Source organism: Paenibacillus sp. WG02, from assembly GCF_055396115.1.
On sequence record NZ_AP036016.1, the window covers coordinates 2,972,618 to 2,995,156 of the forward strand.

The window sequence follows — 22,539 nt, forward strand, 5'->3', positions numbered from 1 at the left end:
ATAGTAAACCCATCGGAATTAACTTAACTGACTCGTCAGTTAATGGGAAGGAGCTCATGAAACTGGCATCGTTAATGAATGAAGAACAGCAGCGTGAGCAGGTTCTGATGAATTCAGCACTAGAGCTATTTGCGCGCAAAGGGTATCATAATACGAAGATTTCCGACGTTGTCAAAGCAGCCGGCGTGTCGCAGGGAACGTTTTACTGGTATTTTGAAGGCAAAGAGCAGCTTGCGGTCCGCTTGATCGAGAACGGTAAAGAGAAGCTAACACAAGTGATTGAACAAGGCTATCGCAAGCATGCAGGCTCTGTAGATGATATGATCAGCTCGTCTGCAAGATTGTTGACGGATTTGTTCGAGTTCGCTGATCATAACCGGAATTTGATGGCTATTTTACTTATCAAAGGTCAAGGCGCAGATCCCTTGATCCGGGAAGCTGTTTCGGGAACATGGATCGCATTCGAAGAAGCCTTCAAGAACAATGTAAACCGAGCCATCGAGCTGGACATGCTTCCGCATTTCACGGATGTTTCTCTTCGTGTAAACATACTCGTCTCTTTAATTACAGGCGTCCTTACCAAGTGGTTGTTCGGACCTATGCACGATGTTGATTACAAATCGGCATACAAGTCCTCAGAAATAGCTGAGGAAACAGCACGGTTCGAATTCCGGGGATTGTTAGGTTAAACAAATAAAATATCAAATAGGGGTGTATCATAATGACATTCAAGGTTAAACCATTATTCAAAGCAGCATCGTTACTTACTATCGTCGGTCTAGCGTTAGTCGGGTGCGGAAAAACAACACAACAGCCAGCGGCAAGTCCCGCAACAGATTCTAAAAACACACCAGCTGTGTCTCCGGCTTCAGCAAATCTGCTGGAGCAAATCAAGAAAAACGGCAAAATCAAAGTCGGTTTGATGGGTACCTACGCTCCCTACAACTTTTTGAATGATAAGAAAGAAGTAGACGGCTACGATGCCGACATCGCTAAGAACGTCGCGAAGAAGCTTGGTGTACAGGCCGATTTCATTACTGGTGAATTTTCTGGATTAATTGAAGGTTTGCAAAAAGATAAATACGATGTATTGATAAGCCAAGTGACCATTACTGAAGACCGCAAGAAAACAATGGATTTCTCCAATCCTTATATTAAAAACTCGGTTAATGTCATAGTCAAGAACGATAACAGCACGATCAAGGCGCTTGAGGATTTCAAAGGCAAGAAAATCGGTGTCGGTCTTGGTACGAATGATGAGAAATATTTGCGTGATGTGGCTATGCCGAAGGTCGGCAATTTTGAAATCGCCACGTACAACGATGTCATTTCATCCTTGATGGACCTGAATGTTGGAAGAATTGACGCGACCATCAACAATATCTTTGCCCTGAAGCCACTTGTAGATAAAAACAAGTTTAATATTAAAGCGGTCGGTGCGCCGATCAAGGAAGATTTCGCAGGAATAGCTACCCGCAAAAACAATCCGGAGCTGGTGGAAGCCATCAATAAAGCCTTGAGCGAGATGAAAACGGACGGAACGTTGAAGCAAATTCACCAAAAATGGTTCGGTGTCGATCCGAATTTTTAAGTAATTAGACGATCTCGGGGAGTCTCACATTTTTAGGAGGCCAGCATGAATGGAACTCGTTTTAGATAACTTAGGCTTTCTTTTCAAAGGCGCATATTATACCCTGCTTATCACAATCGTCTCGATGTTCTTTGGATTTTTTATCGCTTTGCTCGTTGCCATCGCCCGGTTAAAAGGAAATCGGTTGATCTGCAATTTGGCCAGAGGGTATGTGTCCATCATCCGCGGAACCCCGATTATTGTACAAATTTTTATTATTTATTATGGTTTACCTGATTACGGTATTACATTTGGGCCGCTCACAGCGGCCTATATTTCGCTTAGCATCAATATCGGCGCCTATTTATCCGAGACATTTCGGGGCGCGATCCTGTCGGTGCCTAAGGGTCAGACGGAAGCCGCGTTATCCCTTAACATGTCCCCTTGGCAAACGATGCGCAAGATTATTCTTCCGCAAGCAGCCAGAGTGGCGATTCCCCCTATGGGCAATACATTTATAGGCATGCTGAAAGAGACTTCGCTCGTTTCCATTGTGACAGTAACGGAGCTGCTGCGCTCGGCCCAACTGCTGATTGCGCAATATTATGTTGCTATGCCTTTTTACATTTCCATTGCTCTCATGTACTGGATAATGAGCATGTCCTTCTCTCATATTCTTAACCGAATCGAGAAGAAATTATCAAAGGCTTATTAAGGGTGTGAGTGGGCTTGATAGAAGTAAACCATCTTAGTAAACGATTCGATGCTTTGACTGTTCTGCAGGATATTAATCTCCGCATTAATCAACAAGAAATTGTGGTCCTCTTAGGTCCTAGTGGTTCAGGAAAAAGCACACTGCTTCGATGCCTGAACGGTCTTGAAGAGCCAAATGCGGGATCGATTCGAGTGGACAACATCCTGTGGGATGACTCGATGAATGCACCGACGAGGAAAAAAGCCATCCGGGAGCTTCGCAACTTAACCGGTATGGTTTTTCAATCTTTTAATCTATTTCCGCACTTGACCGTCTTGGAAAATGTGATCACGGCTCCAGTGACCGTGAAAAACATGCCTAAGCAGCAGGCGATCGAGCTGGCCGAGTCATTACTCGATAAAGTGGGCTTGGCTGAGAAGAAGCATGAATATCCTTCGCGGCTCTCCGGCGGTCAGCAGCAGCGTGTTGCGATTGCCCGTGCACTGGCGATGCAGCCGCAAATTATGTTGTTCGACGAGCCGACCTCGGCACTTGATCCGGAATTAACCGGCGAAGTTTTGTCGGTGATGAGGCAGCTGGCAAACGAGGGAATGACGATGATTGTGGTCACACATGAAATGAAATTTGCGCAAGAGGTGGCAAATCGGGTTATCTTTATGAGCGAAGGCGTCATTCAGGAGGAAGGTGCCCCGGAGCAATTTTTTGTCCAGCCGCAAACCGAGCGGGCGCGCAAATTTTTGCGGCAGATGGCTCAGGAGCCTGTTTAAATACGGAGATAGGACCGCCTAATCCGAAGGAGTTGAGACCCATGGTCCACATTGATCAAGATCATTTAACAACCATTTCAGAGCGAGCCAGATTGATCATGGAGAACGAACAGATCGACGCTCTAGTTTCCTCCAGCTGTGAAAACTTTTATTACCTTTCCGGTTACCAAAGTGCATTCATGTATACTCTGCGCATGAGCGAAGTTGCCCTCGTTGTCCTGTTTCGGGATCCTGCGCGTAAGACGATCTTGATCATGAATGATTTTGAAGCGGCGGGTGTCGCGAACCATCTTCCAGAGTATGTAGTACGAACATATCCCACCTGGGTGGATGTTGATGACCCGATGGGTCTGATCGGTACCAAGTTCCAAGGAAAGCGGCCGGTCTCCCCCCAAGCAGAGGAAATGTTCGGCGTGCTGGGTCAGGTGCTCGCAGAGCATGGAGCTTCCAAAGGGAAAGTCGCTGTTGAGCTAAGCTCGATGCGATACCCGTCTGTCTTGGCGTTAAGGAAAGCCTGCCCCGAAATATCCGAGTTGGTGGAAGCGAGCTCGATATTTACCAAGCTGCGTGCGATAAAAACCCCGTGGGAGATCGAACAGCTGCGCAAGGCGTGCTATTATGCGGAGGAGGGCATCATTTCCACGATACGTGAAATTGAGGTAGGCATCTCCGCCGCGGAGATCGTTGAAAACTTCCGCAAGGCCTTGATGAGATATCCGGGTGGTTCGACCGCACGGTTTCATATGGTTTCCGTAGGATCCAATTTTGCTCCTGCGCATGTATTTGACACACGTCCAAGTGAGCTGGGGGATTTGATTAAATTTGACGTGGGTGTAGAAGTGGCCGGATATGGCTCCGATATCGCCCGCACCTTCGTGCTGGGTCCTCCTTCGGATATGGTGAAGCGAATTTACGACGCACTAAGGGTAGGACACGACCGTCTTCTGCAGATCATTGAGCCAGGGATGACGATGAAGACAGCCTTTGAGGAGGGCATGAATCAGATTCGCTCCTCAGGACTTACGAATTACAACCGCGGCCATCTTGGCCACAGCGCAGGTCTAAGCCTCGCCGCAGAAGAAGCGCCTTTCATTAGTCCATCCGAGGAAACAGTGTTTCGTCCAGGCATGGTGATTTGTTTGGAGACGCCATACTATGGCCATGGTTTAGGCTCGATCATGATTGAGGATATGGTCCTTGTCACAGATAATGGCTGTGAGCGGCTTAATCGGCTTACTACAGATCTTATTTCGCTTTAACCAATAAGAACCGTAAGAGCTTTGTTTTTCTTGATTTGGATGGTTTTAAAAAGATAAAATGGATAATCATATTCTGATGTTCAATTCGTCATACTATGATTTGAACGGAATCCATTTTGTTTATATGAAATAAGGTACTAAGTTGGTTGGACTCACTATTTTTATAATCATAACTGGGATAATTGCTGCATCGTATTTGACTATCCACGCCAAACTCCGGAAGAAAGAGAGCGTTTTTTTGTTTATGATTATCCTAATCATCATCATTGATGCTACGTGGATCATAATGGTACTTGAAAAAAGTAGGCTGCTGAGGCAGCCTACTTTTTTTCAGATAATTGTTGGAATTATATAGGCTTTAATCGGGGTTCGATACACTTTTTGCATTTTATGATGATGTTTACTGCACTGAACCCATTAAAGTTGAATACTCTCTCCAAATTCCCCTTACTCACCGAATAAAAACGCAGATTTTGAGCAGTATATAATATCCAGTAGCCGTTATAAATATGATAAACATCTAATTTTAGGGAGTATGTTAATGGGTGATTCCGTACAGGAAATTAAGTCCTTGTTCGCAGGTCATGATGATTTGTTAATTAAAGAAGTGATAATTGATGAAATGACCATTTATCTAGTTGGATTTAATACCCTTATTGATATTACCAAATCAATTTTATATGTTCGAGAAGTGGCGGAATCGTCAACTTCAGTTAAAGAACTTTTCATAAATCTTAGTGATCAGTTGGATGTTGATACAGATCATATCAAAAAAGCCGTTCTAGAAGGCAAGTTAGTGATCTTTTCAGAGAATGGCAATTGTAACGCCGTAGTGGAACCTATCTTACGCAACCTGGTTAGAAGTATTGAAGAGCCTAAAAATGAGAGTCCCCTTCTATCATCCATGAACGCGTTTGGAGAGGATATTCATATGAATGTGGGGATGATCCGAAAAAGGTTGAACACCGAACGTCTATGTCATTGTTCTTATCAAGTTGGAGAGCTAGAAAAGCGAAAGCTGTCAATGCTATATATTAAAGGAAGAGCTCCAAGTGCTCTTATTGAAAAACTTAACTTACAGTTAATACAAATTGAATCTGATATTGATACGATTGATGACCTGAATAAGCAATTTGGTCAACGTAAATTGAATCTTGTCAGTAATCTGTTCGCAACTGAAATTCCGCTTCAAGCCATCCATTCGTTAAAAAACAACCGAGTCGTGCTTTTTTTAGACAATTATCCCTTCGCGCTTGTTTTTCCTCATCTGCTTTGGGATATGTTCAGTATTGCAAACGATCGCAATTACCCATTTGTTCTGGCACTATTGCTTCGAATCTTAAGGGTAATAGGAGCTCTGACCACGATTATACTTCCCGCTTTATATGTTGCCTTAGTGTCAGTTAACCCCGAAGTATTAAAGCTAGATTTCGCCTTGTTTATCGCAGAAAGCAGAGAGGGCATTCCACTTTCAGCCTTACTTGAAACCATGACAATGGTCGTATTAGTTGATTTAATCCTAGAAGCGATTGTGAGACTCCCTAAAAGTGTAGGCCCTACCGTTACAATGGTTGGAGGAATCATACTGGGGCAGGCGATTGTTGAAGCGAAACTAGTCTCTAATTTATTAGTCATTGTGATCACCGCTATTGTGATTGCAGGTTCAACACTTGTAGGCGTGCAAAATTCCATGTATATTCGTTTGCTAAAATACCCAATTCTCATCTTAGCATCTGTTTACGGTATTCTTGGCTTATTTACGGGTTTAACTCTTATAGGCATATATTTGGCGAGCTTGACATCAAATGGTATTCCGTATACAACGTTTCGCATTGAAGGAAAAGGAGACACAAAGTGACTCGAAGGGTACAGATTGGATTAGTTTTTATTATCACTTATTTCAGCGTCGGCTATTTGCACTATCCCTATCTCATCTATTTGTTAACACAATCTGGCCATTGGGAAGTGGTTCTTTCTCAAGGTTTGCTGCAGCTGATATTAATTTGGATCTACATGAAGGGGTTAAATTATTTTCCGCAAAAGGATATTATCGATATTTATTTAAAAATGGGAAGATGGGCTGCTTACTTATTTCTTATTCCATTTGTTATCAATCTGACTGCTCTGGTTGCTTTTGATCTTCGATTCCATACCGAAGTCTTAACTTCGATTTTTTTGACTCGGACACCTTATTGGTCAATATTGGTGCTACTTATTTTCATTTCGGCTTATACAGCTATAAAAGGTTGGGGTACGATTTTACGTTCTTCGGTGTTTATTTTCTTGCTCGTTATTCCTTTAGTGATGTTTAACAGTATTTCCTCTATGATAAATTTTGATTTTCAAAACGCTTTTCCAATTTGGCAGTCATCTATCAATTTCTTAGTGGATATCAAATTTTTATATCTTTTGGGATTATCGTCGTTTTTGTTTTTGGGATTCGTGCCTTCCGAAACCAATATGACGTTTGGCCAACTTGTTGTGGCGTGGGCTTGTGTAATTCTCTTTATTCTAACTTCTGTGTATGTACCGCTTTTCATATTTGGACAAGAAACGGTCTCTACATTTCCTCTGCCAATCTTAGAGGCAATGGACTCAGTTGATATTAGATGGTTTGTGTTCAACCGGCAGACAATGTTCTTAGGTCTATCATTGGTCGGGTTCACGATCATGTTTAATGCCCTTTTGATTTGGATGATTGGACAAATCATGCTGAGATTATTCAAATGGCATAGAACCAAAGCTACCCATTGGATCATCGCTTTCTCTCTTATCGCGTTTATTTCCGCATTATTTGTTCCAAACCATGACTGGATTGAAAAATGCTTCCTTTGGAGTACCGGTGCACAAGTTTATTCGATGATTATCATTCCATTTACCATTTTTATCTATGGTGCCTTTAGCAAGAGAGGAATGGCGGGGTATGAAAAAAATTAATCGATTTAAAGTTCTTTTTGTATTTATGTCTTTATCCTTTCTCTGCGGGTGTTGGGATATCAAAGAAATAGATCAGCGGGCTCTTCCACTGACCATCGGCATTTCCAAGGGAAATGATGAAGAATATAAATTAACACTGCAAATTTCCATGTCGAAAAAAGAAAGCAAAAAATCAAGAATTGTAACCGTAAAGGGCGATTCGGTTTCAAGTGTTCTTGGGCAAATGCGGATGCATTCTGAAAAAGCCGTAGATTACTCACACATACGATTAATTATCATCCAAAACAATTTAGCAAAAAACAAAGAGCAATTGAGTGAAATTATTAAGTTTTTAATGACATCAAAGGAAATACCGTCAAGAGCGTTGTTAGCTATTACAGATGATAATATCGAGAAATCGTTATCCAACATTAACGATAAACTGGGTGTCAATGCAACCTCTATTTATGACTATTTTAAAAAAGGGGCTGGCTGGGCACCGGAGGTCTCAAGCATCAGCATTTGGGAAGTTTATCGAAGTTTAACTTCATATACGAAAGATATAGCCATTCCGGTCGTTAGTTCTGGACAGGATACAGTATTAAACTATGAGGGTTCTGCTGTTTTGAAAAATGGAAAAATGACCGGAAGAATCAGCCCGAATGAAAGTCAATTAATTAATTTGTTTCAAAACCATAGTGCAAATGGAAAGATAGAGAGTCTGGGCTTTGCTAGTATCATGGTAACTAGCAGCTCAATCCAAAATAAAACGTCAATGAAAAGTAGTATGCCACTGGTGTCAAGCGATTTAAACTTAAAAATAGAAATTCTAGAAAGAAAAGAAGGCATGACGAAAAATGAGATACAAAAAGAACTCGAAAAGCTCATAGAAAAGCGGTTTTACCATTTGTTTGAGCAAGCCCAAGAAAGCCATACAGATATTTTCGGGTTTGGCCAATATTTTCGTCATCAAATTTCTTATCAAGAACTTAAAGACTGGAGAGAAGAATATTATCCTAAATTAAATGTGAATTTTCAGGTCAAAGCAATTATAGAATAATGGATAACGAAGAAACGTCACCCAGTTAAGAGTGACGTTTTTTGAAATTTCTTAAAGTACTCGACGTGCCATAGCATAATGGTTACTCCACCAACCGCTATTCATATCCGAGATCGTTACGCCAGGACTACCGTAGGTATGAAGGACTTTACCGTTACCCATGTAAATCCCTACGTGGTGAATCGGCGAATAAAAGAAAACCAGATCGCCGGGCTGCAGTTGATTCCGGGGTACGAACTTACCTACATGCGATTGTGCATTTGAAGAACGCGGTAGGTTGATCCCGTACTTTTGATAAACGAATTGCGTGAATGAAGAACAGTCAAATGTACGAGTGTTTCCTGTAGCCGAACCGAATTTATACGGCGTATGCAAATAGTGTTCACCAGTTGAAATGATATTATCCGAAATCGAAGCCGCGTGAGTTGCTGTTGGTATCGCCATGGCGCCGCCTATGAAGACGGATAAACTCAGAGCAAAAGTCGCAATAGTTTTATAGGCTTTATTCATGGGTGTATCCTCCTTTTGGTTGGCACGATGGCCTGTGTTTTGTTGAGCTGTGATCACTATACCACATGATTAAACTCCTGAAATTTACCAACATGTCTGGTGAAGTACACGGGACAACGTTTCGACTGGCTTTATTAGAATTCGCTGAGAACCGCCTGAGATATATCTTATTGACAACCCAGTTCCACAGGGGACAAGGAAGAAAAACGTATGAGCACAAGCGCGTTCCTAGTATTTCCATCTTTATTTTTTCTCTTTCATACAAATCATAATAGATAAATACAGAACATTGGCAACCTCTCCCCCAGGGAACACAGTCAACACATCTACGGGCACCCAGTTTAAAGATGTTCCGAGTGGAATGGTTTGCACAGAACGTCAATGGGCAAATCGTTTAGGGTTGATTGATGGGTATCCGGATGGATCTTTTCAACCTTACAAAGTACTGACAAGAGCCGAAGTTATTAAAATCATCAAATCATTAGCAGACGCAGGTTATATTACCATTCCTTCTTGTGGGACACCAACAGCAACACCAATAACAACGCCGACAGCAACACAACAACGCCGACAACAACACCAACACGAACACGAACACCAACACCAACACCAACAGCAACGCCTACAGCAACACCAACACCGACAACAGCGCCGTCTGTTATTCCAACAACAACCCCTTAAATAAGTGGGCCTGAATACTATTAGTCCGGAGTTAAGAACATTTATCTAGTAGGTATCCTGATTAAGCAAACCAATAACTACATCTTAATAAACAAACAGAACGGGGCCGTCCCATAAGGCGTTCATCTTTAGGGCTGCCACTGATTTTACTGTTGTACTACATGGAAAACCTACCGTTAATTTGGGCATTTTTTCATAAAAAGCTAGTTTACATGGAAAATCTCCCGTTATTTCTGATGTTTTCTCGAGGAATAGCGATTCTCCCAAAAATTAGAGGGAGGTTTGCACCTAGAATAAGAAGTGGACACCTCACTAAGAGAATTAGATAATAATCATAACTAGGAGGTGTTCACATGAGTGGGCAGCGGAGGTCATTTAATGAAGAATTTAGACGTCAAACAGCAAAGTATTTGCAAGAGCAGACAAAGTCTGTAGAGGAGATCGCACTCGAACTGGACATACCTGCCAAAACGCTACATGCTTGGAAAGCAAAATACCGCGAGTTTAAAAACGAATCCGTCAATCAAAGTGAACGGGTTCGAGAACTCGAGCAACTATTGAAAGAAAAAGAACGTGAACTGAATCAGAAAGACCGCCGTTTAGCTGATGTAGAAGAGGAATTGGCTATCGTAAAAAAGGCGGTGCACATCTTCAGCAAACCAAAGAATTAAGGTTTCAATTCATTGAAGATCATCGCTCTGAGTTTCCAGTGGAGAAGATGTGCAGCGTGCTTAAAGTATCCAGGAGCGGCTATTACAAATGGCGTACGGCAGCACCATCCGAACAGCAAAAACACAAAGAGATGCTAACAGAGCGGATTAAGTTTCACTTTAAGGACTCTGATCAGCGGTACGGAAGTCCAAGGATATGGAATGAACTTAAAAAGGAAGAATTGCGGGTATCTGAGCGTACTGTCGGCAAGATCATGCGTGAACAAGGCCTTCGCTCTTGTATGTCAAAGAAATTCAGAGTAACAACAACGGATTCGAAACACAATGAACCCATCGCTCCAAATGTACTCGAGCAAGACTTTTCAGCGACAAAACCCAATGAAAAATGGGTAGCTGACATTACCTACATTCCCTGTCGTGAAGGAAAACTGTACTTAGCAAGCGTAATGGATCTGTACACAAAGCAGATTGTAGGTTGGAAGCTCAGCGACAGCATGACGACAGACCTCGTGCTAGACGCATTAAAACAAGCTTATCACGCTAAGAAGCCCAAGGAGGGGCTTATTCATCATTCTGATCGTGGCGCTCAGTACGCGTCCAGTGACTACCGTAAACAGCTCAAAACCTATCGAATGAGAGCTAGCATGAGTCGTAAAGGGAACTGCTATGATAATGCCTGTATCGAGGCATTTCATAGCATTTTAAAGCGCGAACTTATTTACTGCACCCCGACATTCAAAACAAAGCAGGAAGCCTATGAGAAGTTGTATCGTTACCTAGAGTTATTTTACAACCGAAAAAGATCCAACAGTACGCTAGGCTATGTGTCCCCTCTTCGCTTTGAGCAGCAGTACTATAGACGCACTGCCTGAAAATTAGGAGTGTCCACTTTCTTGACAGAAGAGCAGTTTTCCAGTTAGATGACCGTTTAGAACAGTTAACGCCAAATTAACTGGAGGAATTCCTGTTAGATTTCGCTCCATATCGAAACAAAAAAGATACTGCTCGCTAGGTTATTAACCTTTTGAGTCAGCCTCGTTGCTTTACTGGATCGTCCCTGATCCCTCACTCCAGTTCTCCGGGATCTGACCGACCTGCTTTGTAATGGTCGTTTTAACTTTCTCGAAGGGGACACCTCTGAGGAAGTCGCCGATTTGTCAGTAGTCGGGGTTACGATGACCTGAGTGGCATCGATGGTCGTTCCGCTGGTCATCCCCAGTACGAGGACGAGATCGCCCTTTGTAATGGCATTCGCCGAGATCGAACTCGTTCCTTTCAAGTAGGTCGTGGAGGACGGTTCTCGTTGACGGTCACCTGCACATCCTTATCATAATGATCACTCCTCTTTTAAAAAGAATTGTTGTTGTGTCTTTCCATAGCATTAATATAAACGTATTAACTTGAAGATAGGATTAGCGTTAACTGATAGTTTTCTGAATGCTTGATACATAAAGTTGATATGAACAAGGTCCAGAAATGGATTGTAAATAAACATATTTCAAAAACCTCATGAATAGATTTAGATGTGGCTTATTCGCACAAACAAATGCATATTTTCGGAGGTGGTAAACCATGCAATCCTCCTATCCTGTGTACCCCTTCCTTGGTTATCAAACCAAGTTTGTACAGGAGCCTATTGCATTTCCGCCACAGCATCAAGATCAAGTCCCTGGTCTGGAATACCTTATGGTGCCGCGTCCTATTTTTGATTACCCTGGGTATGTCGGTAGCGGCAAACTGAAAGGGAAGGTTGCGATCATTACTGGAGGGGATAGCGGCTTTGGACGTGCAATTGCAGCCGCTTATGCTAAAGAAGGAGCCGACCTGGCTATAGTATATTTAAATGAACATATTGATGCGGAAGAAACCAAAAAGTATGTTGAGCAATTCGGCACTCGCTGTCTGCTTCTGGCACGAGATCTTCGCGATCCAGCCAGTTCGCCAGATATAATAGCTGAAACGCTTAGGCATTATAATAGACTGGACATCTTAATCAATAATGCTGCCGTTCAACCTTTTACAAGCAGTATCATGGACATTTCCAATGATCAACTCGAAAACACTTTTCGAACCAATATATTCCCCTTGTTTTATTTAACTAAAGCGGCTCTACCTTATTTGGTAAAAGGCAGCGCCATCATCAATACAACTTCAAGGGTCGCCTACGAAGGTGACAAGGACGTCATAGATTACTCTGCAACTAAAGGTGCAATAGTCAGTTTTACTCGCAGTATGGCTCTGTCTTTGGCTGAGAAATGTATTCGGGTCAATGCGGTCGCTCCTGGTCCGTCATGGACGCCGCTCAATGTCAGTACCTACTCCAAGGAACATGTAGCTGCGCTAGGAACTGACAGTCCGTTCGGACGTGCAGCACAACCTTTCGAGGTAGCACCAGCGTTCGTATACCTTGCAGCAAATGAATCCATGTATGTCACAGGTCAAGTGATGCATGTAAATGGAGGTTTGATCCGTTACTCATGATTATAAGCAAAATGAAACATTAGGATAGAGGACCAAACTAACAAAAATGAATATGAAGTACAATACTGAATATCTCCAATAGCGTCTAAGGACAAGGGAATCTGAACAAAACACTAGATTTGTTGAACAAGTGCATATAAAAGATGAAGGGGCTGCAGCTGCAGCTCCTTTTGCTTCTTCATGTGGACAAGGGTTCATTACGTACTTAGGAAAGGAGGGATCCTTATTTGCTGAGGGCGCTTTACCTTCTTATCATCGTGGGGCTCGGTATCGAGGTATGGCCTGGAGTCATCCACCACGAAAAGCCGTGGGAACTGATGGAGGGAGTGGTCCAATGCATGTTGACCGCCTTTTCGGCTCTATCAGTCCTGGGGCTTCGGTATCCGCTGCAGATGCTGCCTTTACTTCTGTGGGAATTGGTGTGGAAGTCGATCTGGCTGATCGTCGTTGCGCTCCCACTGTGGTCATCCGGTCAAATGGACGAGTCAACTTGGGCGACAGCCTCAGCCTGCTTGCTGGTCGTGATTGTTCCTTTCGCCATTCCTTGGCGCTTTGTGTTTGCACATTACGTGAAGGATCGCGGAGATAGGTGGCGCTAAGGGAAGATGGACAGCGCAGACCATTTCACAATATATTACAAAAGGAGCAGTTTTCCCTAGCTGCTCCTTGTTTTTTTACTTTTGCCAGGTGTTGAGCCAAGCATACAAACAGGAAGTCCGAGATGGCTGTCGAAATCAATATATTATGTTATTATTTGGAAAGACTACTCAGCTAATAGGAACAAGGGTTAAGTAACTGTACATTATTCTAGTAAAATAGAGGTGTTCTAATGGATATCGCCTTTGAAGTAATTGAGAGCATGTTAGTTAAGTTTAGGTCTGAAAAGAAATGGACTCTTCAAGCGATTGAACAACTGTCAGATGAAGATAAAGAATTTGAAAGAGGACTTGAACTGTCAAAAGAACAAGCTTTGAATATGATTAAGGAAGCGTTTAACATACTCATTCAATATCTTGAACACCTCAAATTAAATCCTGACTTGTTGTTGTCTCAACCATTTCTCAATTTGCCACCACTTACATATAGCCAAGTAAATAATGAGACAACTGCTCTAAACCTAATGATAGCGATGGTGAGAGAGGTACATTATCATACAGGACAAATAATTTATGCAGCAAAATTGAGGAAAGGTCAACTAGTATGGCAATACGACTAAAATCAGTACGCTTAAATATATGGAATAATTTTACTTTTGGGCTCGTTCAAGAGAAATAGATTGAACCGGATGCCGCCGCCATGTAAGATAAAGCACATACTACAGCAAGAGGAAAGGTGCATCCATGTGGACGTATACCGTAAATTTAGTTCGTGATTTATCTCCCGGCGTGAAGCGGTTCATCGCGACCGAAAGCTTGTTTGGCATTGGAGTAGGCATCTTCGGCCTCATCCTGAATTTACATCTCTTGGACCTCGGCTTCTCGAAAGGTGACATCGGTAGAATTACGTCGCTGGGGGCGCTTACTATTGGCCTGGCCAGCTTGCTGGCAGGTTTCATCGTGAAGAGTGTTGGACGCAAAACGATGCTCGTAACCGGCATGCTCCTGGCGTTCCTGTCGCTCGTGCTCTTCGGTTTTGGAACCAGCATTGGCACGATTACCGCTGCGCAGCTCATCTGGTCGCTCGGCATTACAGCGATCGTGAACTCCGAGATCCAGTTAATCTTCCAATATTGTCGCAGCAAGAAAGAAGAGACGAGTGCGTACTCATTGCTTTTCGCCGTATTTACATTATTCACCGGCTTCGGCACATGGCTCGGCGGCTATCTGCCGGATTGGCTGCCCGGGCAAACTACGATGTACCAGTTTGCATTTTTCGTTGCCAGCGGATGCTTGGCGCTCTCAGGCATATTACGGGGATTGCTGCTTCCGTCTACTCATGCAAGGGGGAGTAGACGGAAGCAAACAGAGGTCAGCGGGGTTCAACCAGCGAAGTCTTCGGAACGGCCGAAGAGAGGGCATGTGATGTATTTTCTGCTGCTGCTTTCGCTGCTTATATTCAACTCCGGCTTTACATTCGGGATGCTTAGCCCGTTCCTAAACGTCATTCTCAAATTCCGATTTCAGATGGATGACGGTAATATTTCCGGTTTGCTCGCGCTGTCTGGATTTTTCTTTTTTATCGGCTCGATCGTTATGCCGTACGTTGTAGAGAGATGGGGCAGCCGCAAGACGTTTGTATTCCTGTTTCTGTATAACATGTTTGTCGTGGCGTTGATGGCGCTCGCCATGCCAGCCTCCGTATTTGCGATACTGCTGCTCATTCGCGGGACAGGCTTCACGATGTTAAACAACTTGATGGACAGCGAATGTATGTCGGCTGTCGCCGAAGAAGACCGCAACTTGTTCGCGGTCATGCGGACGGTATCGCGCAGCATAGGAAACACGATCGCCTCTTACTGGGCAGGCTATATTTTGGCTGGAAATCATTATTCGCTGCCCTTCATTCTTACGGGAATTGCCATACTGGCGGGGTACGCCGTTTATACATGGTTCGTGCAGGGCATGCTGGATCGGAGACTGCAAGGACAGTCTTGACGCATGAATTGTAAAATTTATAATAAATTATTTTTCGGGAAATAATTCACTCTTATGTGAGCTATAGGCTTATTTTATTATGAATCCCAATATAACTTTTCGTACTCTTTGCAACCAATGATAGAAAGCTAGTTCAATTAAGGGCAGTTCAACTTAGAGTATCAGTTGGATTGTCCTTATTTGCCCTACAGTTAACTTAAAGTAACTAAGTTTAAAATTATTCACTTCTTCTCATGTTAGGGATGATTAACTATAATTGAAAATGGTAGATGTCGGAGGTGAATGACGAATGATTTACGAATTGAGAATTTATACGATACTTCCCGGAAGAATCGATGCGATTCGAGAGCGTTTTTCCGCTCATACACTTGGTATTTTTGCCAGACTCGGCATGCAGGTGTGTGATTTCTGGGAGGATTTGGAGGCAGAACCCAAGCTGTATTACACGATGAAATATGAAAGCATGGAAGAACGGACAAGACAGTGGGAAACTTTCTCGCAGGACAAGGAATGGAACGAAGTGAAACAAAGATCCGAGCTGGATGGAAAAATTGTTGAACGTGTCGAGCAAATATTTATGAAACGCGCGGAATATTTTAATGTATAGATAGAAAATTTGGTGTGGAAGCAGGAGGAGTTATACGCATGGAATATCGTAAACTTGGCAAGAATGGCCCTGAAATTTCAGTTATTGGTTTCGGCTCTTGGGCGATCGGAGGAGGAGGCTGGGCCAGCGCTTGGGGCAACCAAGACGATGAGCTGTCAGCCGAAAGCGTGCGCGTTGCTTTGTACAACGGGATCAATTTCTTTGATACAGCGGCCGTCTATGGTCTGGGCCATTCAGAGGAAGTTATCGGGAAAGCGTTGAAGGGTGATCGCGATAAAGTAGTGCTGGCGACCAAGTGTGGTCTGGTTTGGGACGAAAATAAACACATTTCCAAGAACGGAACCTACGACTCCATCCTTCGCGAAGCGGAAGAATCGCTGCGTCGTCTTGGTACCGATTATATTGATTTGTATCAAATGCACTGGCCGGATACGGATGCGAATGCTCCTGCGGAAGAGACTATGCGCGCCATGGATAAGCTCGTGCAAGATGGCAAAGTACGTTATGTAGGCGTAAGCAATTACAATGTTTCGTTATTGGAAGCTTCGCTTTCTGTAAGACATGTTGATTCTCTTCAGCCGCCGTATTCCATCCTGAGGCCTGCCGTTGAGAAAGAGATCTTGCCGTTTTGTCTGGAACAAGGAATCGGTGTCGTCGCCTACAGCCCGTTAACCTCAGGTCTCCTATCAGGAAATTATACGTATGATACCAAATTCACAGATGACGATTGGCGCTCCCGCAACGCTGCACATACCGGAGAGGGTTTGAGGAAAAACGTAGACCGCGTCGAGAAGCTGAAAGTTATCGCGAGCCGATACGGCATTACCATGCCTCAACTTGCCATCGCGTATGATCTCGCCCATCCGGCTTTGACCAGCGCGCTTGTTGGCGTTCGCAAGCCGAGTCATATCTTAAGCGTGCTGCCGGCCATCGGTCTGACGTTAGATGAGGCTACACTTGCGGAAATACGAAAAATAGCTGTTGAATAGCTAGATACTTTTTTCTATAAAAGACCGGAACTCCAAGGAAATAAGGGGTTCCGGTTTTTATTATGCTTTTGCTAACTTATCTCTAGAGTATATATAATATTCTCCTTTGTAGGCAATAATATTCAATGCTGTTGAGTATACAACAGTTCATCCCTATCATTTATTCAAGCGATCTGCTCGCAGGTACGTCCACGTTGACGCCGCCGGCTATTCGTACAACGCGTGCCTGGGATTCAAGCGCGTTGATAATGCGAATTAGTGAATTGAATTAGGGAATTGTTGTACGGTGTACAACAAGTTCCTCGATTTCTACTGAGTAAGCTAAAGGATGTTGTATTGTGTACAACAATTCGGCCTTTTAAAAGTCAATATGGCTACTTTTGGCTAAAAATGTTGTAATTTCTGCAACAATTCCGTGGAAAACGTGGATTAGCTTGCAAAATGTTGTATAAAATGCAACAAGATGCGGATGATCAAGCGAATGTTTGAAACATTTACGTCTAGTGGGTTACATACTTTGCATTAACTTTCTTGATTCTAAATAAAGTACCTGAATAAACTTCTTTGTGTTTTGCCGGATCAAGCCGAAAGCAGAAGAATCCTCATTTTCCAGTTCTTTCATTTTTTTACGAATATCACTCAGGTCAAAAAACTTTGTAGAGTACTGCTCGAACTTGGGATTCGAATAATCAATTAATCCTAGGGATGCCAAGTGGGTTAGCGCTTGGTTTATGGCTCGCCGCACCCGTTGTTCAGCCGCTTTGATCTCTTTTTTCAAGTCGATAGCGGAAGCGGAGGGGCCTAATTTTTTAAAAGCGATATGATGGTATATGTCATGAAGCTGCGGAAAGCCCTGCTCCTGTGGATGATCCGCCTCATAACGGTACAAATATTCGAGCATCTCTAGTAAGTCTTTGCTGCCAGCTTCGCCTATCAGTCCGAGGTCCGATAACATATAATTTCCACAAGTGATGATATTTTTTTCATGGGAAGGCTGCTCTTTCTCCGTTAATGCGCCGCTAAAGCCGACAGCACTGAGAGATTTTTGGATATTTCGAAGGGATTGGTGCATGCGCAGCAATTCTGAAACCTTGCGAATAACAGCGATTACTTCCAAACGATTTATGGGCTTGGTGATATAATATTCAATTCCGCAGGCATAGGCTTTGACGATCATTTCCTTCGACTCTATTTGAGAAATCATAATGATTTTCCCTTCGAAGCTTCCGGATAGCTTACGAACAGTCTCTATGCCGTCGCGAACTGGCATTAATAAATCGATTAGCACAATATCTACTTGCTTGAGTTCGAGCAAAGTGAGATCAACATCTGCCCCGTCAGGAACTTCGCCTACCACACTTCCTAAATCCTCATCCTCGATAATTTGTTCCAGCATGGAACGGATAGCCGGATCGTCATCGATAATAAAAAAACGCATGGCGCTACTCTTCCTTTCCTATTTGACTAATCGGCAATGTGACGGTGAAAATAGTGCCTGCGCCTTCGCTATTGGCTTGAACTTGGACGGTTCCGAGCAGTCGCTCTGTTTCCTGCTTCACATAAACCAAACCAATACCCGTCGATGGATTGCCAGCTTGATCGAATTTGGTCGTAAAGCCGGGCATAAAGATTTTCTCCCGATACTTTGGCTTAATGCCCGGACCATTATCGATAACACTGAAAACGATAACGTCTTTTTTACGTATAATCCCTATTCGAATATTGCCCATTTCCTCAAGTGCTTCAACAGCATTGGCAACCAAGTTATTGAGCAAAGACAATGTTGTGTACACATGACACAAAGGAAAGTTACCCTCCATTTGCAGCGTGAAATCGATCTTCTTGCCAAGTGATTGGGCATACTTCTGATTAGAGCGCAGGACGATATCGGCCAGTTCTTCCATCGGCATATATTCGCTATCGTGCGATATCAAGCCGGATAGACCCGCATAAATGCGTTGATTGTCCTTTTTGATCTCATGAACCTGCCCGGCAATCTGGAGAGCCTTTTGTGCTAGAGCCTCATGAGATACAGGCTGAGCATCATTTAACGATTGATACAGCTCGTAGCTGTCACGGGCGATAATTTCCGCGTTGTACAGCGTTTTCTTCAATTGAATGGTTTCCTCGTAAAGCTCAGAAATAAGCAGGAGCATCTTCTCGTTTTCTTTACGCTTCTGCTCTTCAGCCGTTTTCGACTGCCTCAACTTGACCAAATTGAAAAAACCAAGCACGAAAAAACTTCGAAAAAAAGCAATGAGAACAATCTGATTCCAGGTTGCGAAAGTGGTCGTTTGCTCTATTGCCGAATAACGCAGCAAAAGCTCTGACAACGTCGCAGCGATTTCACACGCCACACCAAGCGCTCCGACCAGAAGCGGCCGGTCATGACGACGGTTCATTCGAAATGCCGCGTAGGCAATCGCATAGGTCAAATAGTAAAAGAATACCGGGTAATGATGCTGAAAAGCAGCGCCCCAGTTTGAGTGCGGTTCGAGTGCCAACTCAAGTCCCATGCGAAAGATCGTAACCGAGCTGCCGACAAGTAATCCGGAGATAAGCGGCGAGGGAAAACGGATCCAGAGTAGGAAAAGAAAAAAGGCAGGGGTGCCCAAGCTTACCCGAAAATCAGTATGAAACGGGTAAAAATTCAATTCGCCAGCAATCGAAACCGATATGACCATCAGTATTAAAAGGAGCCATTTGTCTTTCAATGCAGTTTTCCAGCCTCCTTTTTTAACAGCTTAACAGTTTTTCGACATCATTTGTATGATTCCTCCATGGACATAGATACGCCTTATTCTTCATTATTCCAAAAATGAGATGAACCATTCGACGAAGGATGGACCAAAGAATTTTTGATCAACATGTAGATTCATATAGATTGCTGTAGATTCCCCGTACAATAAACTCATTCAAGGCGTTTTAAGTTTCACACAAAAGAAAGCGCTTTACATTTTTATGAAAAGGGGAATAATGATGAAAAAATTTGGTTTGGCTTTTCAAATCTTATTTGGACTACTATTAGGGATTATTGTCGGGGCTATTTTTTATGGTAATCCAAACATCGAAAGTTATTTAAAACCGGCGGGAGATATTTTCATTCGTTTGATTAAAATGATCGTCGTTCCCATTGTCGTTTCCTCTCTTATTGTCGGAGTAGCCGGAGTTGGAGACATCAAAAAGCTTGGAAGACTTGGAGGGAAAACGCTTCTTTACTTTGAAATCGTGACGACGATTGCTATTATTTTCGGCTTGGTCATAGCGAATATCTTCCATCCCGGAAGCTGGAGTCGATATGGCTGGACTAGCTAAATCAGATATAACGAAATATGTCGAAGCGACGAAAACTGTGACCAGTCACAGCTTTGCCGACACCTTTGTCAATATCGTTCCGAATAACATCTTCCAATCATTAGCAGCCGGTGACATGCTGGCCATCATTTTCTTCTCCGTATTGTTTGGCCTTGGCGTTGCCGCGATTGGCGATAAAGGAAAGCCGGTTTTATCTTTTTTCCAGGGCGTTGCAGAATCGATGTTCTGGGTGACGAACCAAATTATGAAATTTGCGCCGATCGGTGTCTTCGGGTTGATTGGTGTAACCGTATCCAAATTCGGTGTCGGCTCTTTGCTTCCTTTGGGGAAATTGGTGATTGCTGTATATGTCGGCATGTTCCTATTTGTAGTTATCGTGTTTGGTTTGATTGCTAAGCTTTGCGGTACCAGCCTATGGGCAATTATCCGCATTTTAAAAGATGAACTCATTCTGGCTTACTCTACAGCAAGCTCCGAAACAGCACTTCCAAAAATGATGGAAAAAATGGAGAAGTTCGGCGTACCGAAGGCGATTACATCCTTCGTCGTTCCAATAGGATATTCGTTTAATTTGGATGGCTCCACGTTATATCAAGCGATAGCTGCATTATTTATCGCACAAATGTATGGGATCCATATGTCGATTAGCTCTCAAATCATGTTGATGCTTGTCTTGATGCTCACTTCCAAGGGAATTGCTGGTGTGCCAGGCGCTTCATTCGTCGTCCTGCTTGCTACCCTTGGATCTGTCGGGATTCCGCTCGAAGGTCTTGCTTTTATCGCAGGTATTGACCGTATTCTGGATATGGCCCGTACAGTAGTTAACGTAATTGGTAATTCTATGGCCGCAGTGGTCATGGCCAAATGGGAAGGTCAGTACGATAAGAGCAAAGGAAAGCAATATTTAGAGTCGGTCAAGAAGGCTGCGTAAGAAAATTTCGAGGGGGAAACAACCATGACAACAGCTCAACAAAGAATGGAAAAAGATTTTCTAGGTTCAAAGGAAGTGCCTTCTGACGCCTATTACGGCATTCAAACCATGCGCGCAGTAGAAAATTTTCCGATTACTGGCTACCGCATTCACGAAGAATTGATACGTGCAATGGCGACTGTGAAACACGCGGCTGCTGCAGCGAACATGGAGATCAGGCAGTTGAATCCGCAGATTGGGCATGCCGTTGTGCAAGCAGCACAAGAAATAATGGATGGTAAATGGCATGATCAATTTATCGTCGATCCGATACAAGGCGGAGCAGGTACGTCCATCAATATGAATACCAATGAGGTCATCGCCAACCGGGCAATCGAGATTCTCGGGGGAATCAAGGGCGATTATTTCAAAGTAAGTCCGAACTCGCATGTGAATATGGCCCAGTCTACCAACGATGCTTTTCCGACGGCGATTCATATTGCAACACTTTCATTAATTGAAAAGCTGCTCGTGACGATGGATGAGATGCTCACCGCGTTTCGCAAAAAAGCCGTGCAATTCGACGGGGTTATCAAAATGGGGCGGACTCATCTCCAGGACGGCGTGCCGATCCGCCTCGGGCAGGAATTTGAGGCTTACAGCCGGGTGCTGGAACGCGATATCAAGAGGATCAAGCAGACCCGCGACCACTTGTACGAAGTCAATATGGGTGCTACAGCCGTCGGAACCGGCCTGAATGCCGATCCCCGCTATATTAAGCGGGTCGTTGAATTGCTCGCTGAGCTCAGCGGGCTGCCACTTACCAATGCGGATCACCTGGTGGACGCAACTCAGAATACAGATGCCTATACCGAGGTGTCTGCTGCATTGAAAGTTTGCATGATCAACATGTCGAAGATTGCTAACGACTTACGATTGCTCGCATCCGGACCGCGTGCTGGGCTTGGAGAGCTGAATCTGCCTGCACGCCAACCCGGTTCGTCCATTATGCCAGGCAAAGTCAATCCGGTCATGGCGGAAGTCGTCAATCAGGTAGCTTTCCAGGTTATCGGAAATGACCATACGATCTGCCTTGCCTCTGAGGCGGGGCAGCTCGAGCTTAACGTAATGGAGCCAGTGCTTGTGTTCAATTTGCTTCAATCGCTCAGTATGATGAATCAAGTTTTCAAAGTTTTCCGTGTGCATTGTTTGGAAGAAATCGAAGCGAACGTAGAGCGCTGCAAGGAGTATGTGGAGAAAAGTGTTGGGGTCATTACCGCGCTCAACCCGCATCTGGGCTATGAAGTCGTAGCGAGGATCGCACGTGAAGCGATTCTAACAGGTCGTCCGGTTCGGGAGCTGTGCCTTCTATATAATGTCTTAACGGAAGAGGAGCTCGAGATTATTCTCGATCCTTATGAAATGACGAATCCGGGTATCGCAGGAGCGGAGTTATTGAACAAGAACTAAGAGGAACTGCGGAAACTGTTTAAC

The 22,539-nt window shown here is 43.7% G+C and carries 21 protein-coding genes and 2 pseudogenes; 20 read left to right on the top strand and 3 right to left on the bottom strand.

The window, feature by feature from the left end:
* Positions 1–107: 107 nt before the first annotated feature.
* The 8 genes from ACBP55_RS13230 (at position 108) to ACBP55_RS13265 (ending at position 8,287) form a co-directional block, all read left to right on the top strand.
* The gene (locus ACBP55_RS13230; protein WP_464653312.1) at positions 108–689 is read left to right on the top strand and encodes a TetR/AcrR family transcriptional regulator; all 582 of its coding nucleotides are present in this window, start codon (positions 108–110) and stop codon (positions 687–689) included.
* 32 nt (positions 690–721) lie between these two features.
* Positions 722–1,591, top strand: a complete 870-nt coding sequence (locus ACBP55_RS13235) for a transporter substrate-binding domain-containing protein (RefSeq protein ID WP_464652146.1) — start codon at positions 722–724, stop codon at positions 1,589–1,591.
* Positions 1,592–1,640: 49 nt separating this feature from the next.
* Complete coding sequence (locus ACBP55_RS13240; protein ID WP_464652147.1) at positions 1,641–2,285, top strand: amino acid ABC transporter permease; 645 nt, start codon at positions 1,641–1,643, stop codon at positions 2,283–2,285.
* 14 nt (positions 2,286–2,299) lie between these two features.
* Entirely contained in the window at positions 2,300–3,052 is a 753-nt protein-coding gene (locus ACBP55_RS13245; protein ID WP_464652149.1) for an amino acid ABC transporter ATP-binding protein, read from the top strand.
* Positions 3,053–3,093: 41 nt separating this feature from the next.
* A complete protein-coding gene (locus ACBP55_RS13250; RefSeq protein WP_464652151.1) occupies positions 3,094–4,311 on the top strand; it encodes a M24 family metallopeptidase in 1,218 nt (405 codons plus the stop codon).
* Positions 4,312–4,852: 541 nt separating this feature from the next.
* Entirely contained in the window at positions 4,853–6,169 is a 1,317-nt protein-coding gene (locus ACBP55_RS13255; protein WP_464652153.1) for a spore germination protein, read from the top strand.
* Positions 6,166–7,248 (top strand): GerAB/ArcD/ProY family transporter, encoded by a 1,083-nt coding sequence (locus ACBP55_RS13260; protein WP_464652155.1) that lies wholly within the window; start codon positions 6,166–6,168, stop codon positions 7,246–7,248. The genes ACBP55_RS13255 and ACBP55_RS13260 overlap by 4 nt, the downstream gene beginning before the upstream one ends.
* Positions 7,235–8,287, top strand: a complete 1,053-nt coding sequence (locus ACBP55_RS13265; RefSeq protein ID WP_464652157.1) for a Ger(x)C family spore germination protein — start codon at positions 7,235–7,237, stop codon at positions 8,285–8,287. Before ACBP55_RS13260 ends, ACBP55_RS13265 begins: the two co-directional genes overlap by 14 nt.
* A gap of 51 nt (positions 8,288–8,338) precedes the next feature.
* On the opposite strand, the gene ACBP55_RS13270 is transcribed toward ACBP55_RS13265, so the two are convergent.
* A complete protein-coding gene (locus ACBP55_RS13270; protein ID WP_464652159.1) occupies positions 8,339–8,797 on the bottom strand; it encodes a C40 family peptidase in 459 nt (152 codons plus the stop codon).
* Between the two features lie 289 nt (positions 8,798–9,086).
* On the opposite strand from ACBP55_RS13270, the pseudogene ACBP55_RS13275 reads away from it, so the two are divergent.
* From ACBP55_RS13275 to ACBP55_RS13320, 10 genes and pseudogenes are all read left to right on the top strand, one after another.
* Positions 9,087–9,248 (top strand): annotated as a pseudogene (locus ACBP55_RS13275) (S-layer homology domain-containing protein); the annotation flags it as partial.
* Positions 9,249–9,310: 62 nt separating this feature from the next.
* Entirely contained in the window at positions 9,311–9,478 is a 168-nt protein-coding gene (locus ACBP55_RS13280) for a hypothetical protein (protein WP_464653589.1), read from the top strand.
* A gap of 353 nt (positions 9,479–9,831) precedes the next feature.
* Complete coding sequence (locus tag ACBP55_RS13285) at positions 9,832–10,149, top strand: transposase (protein WP_464644440.1); 318 nt, start codon at positions 9,832–9,834, stop codon at positions 10,147–10,149.
* Positions 10,150–10,160: 11 nt separating this feature from the next.
* Positions 10,161–11,021, top strand: coding sequence for an IS3 family transposase (locus tag ACBP55_RS13290; RefSeq protein WP_464653214.1), 861 nt, complete (start codon positions 10,161–10,163; stop codon positions 11,019–11,021).
* Between the two features lie 700 nt (positions 11,022–11,721).
* Positions 11,722–12,630, top strand: coding sequence for an SDR family oxidoreductase (locus ACBP55_RS13295; protein ID WP_464652161.1), 909 nt, complete (start codon positions 11,722–11,724; stop codon positions 12,628–12,630).
* 326 nt (positions 12,631–12,956) lie between these two features.
* Positions 12,957–13,229, top strand: coding sequence for a hypothetical protein (locus tag ACBP55_RS13300; protein ID WP_464652163.1), 273 nt, complete (start codon positions 12,957–12,959; stop codon positions 13,227–13,229).
* Positions 13,230–13,459: 230 nt separating this feature from the next.
* A complete protein-coding gene (locus ACBP55_RS13305) occupies positions 13,460–13,846 on the top strand; it encodes a hypothetical protein (RefSeq protein WP_464652165.1) in 387 nt (128 codons plus the stop codon).
* Positions 13,847–13,970: 124 nt separating this feature from the next.
* On the top strand, positions 13,971–15,224 hold the full coding sequence (locus tag ACBP55_RS13310; RefSeq protein WP_464652166.1) for an MFS transporter: 1,254 nt from the start codon (positions 13,971–13,973) through the stop codon (positions 15,222–15,224).
* A 289-nt stretch (positions 15,225–15,513) separates the two neighbouring features.
* Positions 15,514–15,831, top strand: a complete 318-nt coding sequence (locus tag ACBP55_RS13315) for an NIPSNAP family protein (protein ID WP_464652167.1) — start codon at positions 15,514–15,516, stop codon at positions 15,829–15,831.
* Between the two features lie 38 nt (positions 15,832–15,869).
* Positions 15,870–16,820, top strand: coding sequence for an aldo/keto reductase (locus ACBP55_RS13320; protein WP_464652169.1), 951 nt, complete (start codon positions 15,870–15,872; stop codon positions 16,818–16,820).
* Positions 16,821–17,328: 508 nt separating this feature from the next.
* On the opposite strand, the gene ACBP55_RS13325 is transcribed toward ACBP55_RS13320, so the two are convergent.
* Positions 17,329–18,258 (bottom strand): response regulator, encoded by a 930-nt coding sequence (locus tag ACBP55_RS13325; protein ID WP_464652171.1) that lies wholly within the window; start codon positions 18,256–18,258, stop codon positions 17,329–17,331.
* Between the two features lie 4 nt (positions 18,259–18,262).
* A complete protein-coding gene (locus tag ACBP55_RS13330) occupies positions 18,263–19,534 on the bottom strand; it encodes an ATP-binding protein (RefSeq protein ID WP_464652173.1) in 1,272 nt (423 codons plus the stop codon).
* A gap of 265 nt (positions 19,535–19,799) precedes the next feature.
* Between ACBP55_RS13330 and ACBP55_RS13335 the strand changes: the two are divergent.
* Positions 19,800–21,066 (top strand): annotated as a pseudogene (locus ACBP55_RS13335) (cation:dicarboxylate symporter family transporter).
* A gap of 24 nt (positions 21,067–21,090) precedes the next feature.
* Positions 21,091–22,515, top strand: coding sequence for an aspartate ammonia-lyase (aspA, locus tag ACBP55_RS13340; protein ID WP_464652175.1), 1,425 nt, complete (start codon positions 21,091–21,093; stop codon positions 22,513–22,515).
* The last annotated feature ends 24 nt before the right edge of the window (positions 22,516–22,539 follow it).

Excerpts from the sequence above, each read along its gene's own strand:
- ACBP55_RS13230 (WP_464653312.1), top strand. The coding sequence starts at position 108 with ATGAATTCAGCACTAGAGCTATTTGCGCGCAAAGGGTATCATAATACG.
- ACBP55_RS13235 (WP_464652146.1), top strand. The coding sequence starts at position 722 with ATGACATTCAAGGTTAAACCATTATTCAAAGCAGCATCGTTACTTACT.
- ACBP55_RS13240 (WP_464652147.1), top strand. The coding sequence starts at position 1,641 with ATGGAACTCGTTTTAGATAACTTAGGCTTTCTTTTCAAAGGCGCATAT.
- ACBP55_RS13250 (WP_464652151.1), top strand. The coding sequence starts at position 3,094 with ATGGTCCACATTGATCAAGATCATTTAACAACCATTTCAGAGCGAGCC.
- ACBP55_RS13255 (WP_464652153.1), top strand. The coding sequence starts at position 4,853 with ATGGGTGATTCCGTACAGGAAATTAAGTCCTTGTTCGCAGGTCATGAT.
- ACBP55_RS13265 (WP_464652157.1), top strand. The coding sequence starts at position 7,235 with ATGAAAAAAATTAATCGATTTAAAGTTCTTTTTGTATTTATGTCTTTA.
- ACBP55_RS13270 (WP_464652159.1), bottom strand. The coding sequence starts at position 8,797 with ATGAATAAAGCCTATAAAACTATTGCGACTTTTGCTCTGAGTTTATCC.
- ACBP55_RS13285 (WP_464644440.1), top strand. The coding sequence starts at position 9,832 with ATGAGTGGGCAGCGGAGGTCATTTAATGAAGAATTTAGACGTCAAACA.
- ACBP55_RS13295 (WP_464652161.1), top strand. The coding sequence starts at position 11,722 with ATGCAATCCTCCTATCCTGTGTACCCCTTCCTTGGTTATCAAACCAAG.
- ACBP55_RS13305 (WP_464652165.1), top strand. The coding sequence starts at position 13,460 with ATGGATATCGCCTTTGAAGTAATTGAGAGCATGTTAGTTAAGTTTAGG.
- ACBP55_RS13310 (WP_464652166.1), top strand. The coding sequence starts at position 13,971 with ATGTGGACGTATACCGTAAATTTAGTTCGTGATTTATCTCCCGGCGTG.
- ACBP55_RS13315 (WP_464652167.1), top strand. The coding sequence starts at position 15,514 with ATGATTTACGAATTGAGAATTTATACGATACTTCCCGGAAGAATCGAT.
- ACBP55_RS13320 (WP_464652169.1), top strand. The coding sequence starts at position 15,870 with ATGGAATATCGTAAACTTGGCAAGAATGGCCCTGAAATTTCAGTTATT.
- ACBP55_RS13325 (WP_464652171.1), bottom strand. The coding sequence starts at position 18,258 with ATGCGTTTTTTTATTATCGATGACGATCCGGCTATCCGTTCCATGCTG.
- aspA (WP_464652175.1), top strand. The coding sequence starts at position 21,091 with ATGACAACAGCTCAACAAAGAATGGAAAAAGATTTTCTAGGTTCAAAG.